The organism is Devosia sp. (genome assembly GCF_041917035.1).
In the GTDB taxonomy this organism is placed as follows: domain Bacteria; phylum Pseudomonadota; class Alphaproteobacteria; order Rhizobiales; family Devosiaceae; genus Devosia_A.
Genome location: NZ_JAYRYM010000372.1, coordinates 1 through 2,637, shown reverse-complemented (window position 1 = coordinate 2,637; position 2,637 = coordinate 1). Strand labels below are relative to the sequence as shown.

The following is a 2,637-nucleotide window of genomic DNA, read 5'->3' as shown; positions in this document are numbered from 1 at the left end:
AGCTTGATGACGAGGTCGTCCGCACAAGGGACAACGCGCTGATGCTGTCGCTCGAGGTGACGGGCATCGACGGCGTTACCTCCGGTGCGGCTGCGGTCTCAGCCCTTCGGGCGGGGTTTGCACATCTCCTCGACACGCTCGACGAGCGGTTCACCTTTTACCTGCACCGGATGATGCGCCCCGCAGAGACCGGTATTGCGCCGATCCATGGGACGAGCTTTGCGGCCGACATCGACAAGGCCTGGGGCAAGGAGCTTTCCCGCCGCAATCTGCAGGACTCCGTGCTGATCCTGACCGTCGTTCGGCGGCAGGTGGCACCCCTCGCAGTTCCGCTCTTTGGCAAGGCCGCGGCCCGGGTCTGGGGCGAAGACACCGCGCGGCGTCTGGAAGAATTGCGCGAAGTGGCCTCCATCTTTGAGACCGGCCTCCGCATCAAGACCCGCCGGATGAAGATCAGCGATGGAAGCCTCGTCGGCTTTTACGCCTCGCTTCTGACCGGCGAATTGCGGGAGCATCCGCGCAGCCCGTATTGCCTCCTCGCGGAGGACGCCGCAGGTGCCTCCGTGCAGTTTGGCAAAGGCGTGGTCGAGATCGAAGAGGGGACGTCCACCCCAAAACTCGCAGCCGTCCTCTATGTCAAATCCTATGCCACTGCGACCTGGCCCGGAATGCTCGATGCACTCGGGGCCGCGCAGGATACGATCATCACCCACAGCTACACGCCGATTGAACGGGGCAGCATCGCCGAACGGGTGAAGCGCCGCGTCGCGCAAATGCGGTCGGCCGAGGACATCGCCGCCACTGTCGAAGCCCAGCTTTTCGAAGCGGCTGACAAGGCCGAAAGTGGCGCGCTTGGCTTTGGCGTCCATCAGATGACGATCACGGTCTTCGCCGATACAGAAAGCGCGCTCGACACGGAGGTCGCTCGCATCCGCGGTATAGCGCATCAGAACGGCATGCGGCTCGTGCGCGAAGTGACGGCGCTCGAAGCGGCCTTCTTCGCCATGCATCCCGGCAACATGGACTACCGGGCACGCGACATGACGGTGTCATCGATCAATTTTGCGGATATGGCAGCTCTCCATGCCGCCGATACCGGGACGGAGAAGGCGCGTCTCCCCTGGGCGACGCCGATCACGGCTTTTCAGACGCTGCAGGGCTCATTGCACCGGTTCAGCTTCCATGAGCCGGGCGATCCGGCAGCGGAGCCGACCAATGGCCACACCCTCGTCCTCGGAAAATCCGGCGGAGGCAAGACCACGACCGTCGCCTTCCTTGCCGCCCAAGCGCAAAGGGCAGGGGGCCGGACGATCATCTTCGACAAAGAAGCTGGTCTCAAAATGGCCGTGCACGCCTTGGGCGGTCGCTATGCCGAAGTTCGCGCGGGACGTCCAACGGGCTTGAACCCACTCGCGACCGAGGCCGGAGAGCGCGGGGAAGCCTGGCTCCTCGACTGGCTGGTGGCACTTCTGGAAAGCCGATCCGGACCCATGACGCCCCTGCAATCCGAGGCTCTAAAATCCGCCATCGCCCAGAACGGGAAGGCGCGCGAGGGTCTAAGGAACTTTCAGTCCTTCCAGGAACTCTTCGGCGATGTGGGCGACGGCCTCGATCTCGCGCAGCGCCTGCGCGAATGGGGACCGGATGGCCGCTATGGCTGGGTCTTCGGCGAGGCCAAAGAGCCGGTGGTTGATTTCACCAGCCGTGATGTGACGGCGGTCGATCTGACAGAGATCCTCGATCTAGGCACCGAACGCACGGCGATCCTCGGCTATCTTTTCCGCCGCATCGAGATGCTGATCGAGGAAAAGCGCCCGACACTGATCCTGATTGACGAGGCCTGGAAGGTTCTCGACGACGAGTATTTCGCCAGAAAGCTCGCCGAATGGCTGGTGACGGCCCGGAAGAAAAACGTGGTCGTGGTGATGATGACCCAGTTCCCGAGCCAGATCCGCGGCTCGAAAGCCCGCTCGATCCTGGAAGCTCTGCCGAACCAGCTCCTCTTCCCGAATGGCGAGGCCGCCCCAAGCGACTATGACAGCTTCCGCCTGACCGATGGCGAGTTGGACTTCGTCCTGAACCCGATCCCGGGCCAACGGCTGGTCCTGTCACGTTCCCCGCGCGGCTCAACCGTCCTCAACGTCGATCTGAAGGCACTCGGGCCTTTGCTGACGGCTCTTGGCGGTGGCCAGGCCGGTCTCAACGCCTTCGGTGCCGACTATGCCCAACGGCCAAAATTCTGGAAGGAGTGATTACTAAATGAAATCAATATATTACATAACTATCATTATGCGCTCTATCTCTGGGGCGGTTGTACTGGGGGCATCTGCCGTTCTCGCGGGCTGCGCCGAAGTGCCGATCGCCAAGACCAATTGTTGGGCAACCACTGGCTCCACTGTGTCGACTTCCACCAAGGGTGCAAGCCCGGATGCGGGCCTTATCTCGCGCGGCAACACCTCGCCTGTCGATGTCATTCCCTGCCGCTAAATCCAGACGACCTGCCAGGGCGCTTGCCTTGATGGCCGCGGCTCTGCCGCTGGCGGCCTTCGCGCAAGGCGTGCCGATTGCCGATGGCAAGTCGATCATCCAGCACAGCCTCGAGATCGCGCAGATGTCCTATCTGACCGGCGCGCGGGA

The 2,637-nt window shown here is 62.8% G+C and carries 1 protein-coding gene; it reads left to right on the top strand.

All coding sequences use genetic code 11. From position 1 onward, the window contains the following. Window positions 1–2,252 (top strand): VirB4 family type IV secretion system protein (locus ACE3TU_RS21205; RefSeq protein WP_374627846.1); only part of this gene is annotated, 2,252 nt, incomplete at its 5' end. Window positions 2,253–2,637: the final 385 nt, after the last annotated feature.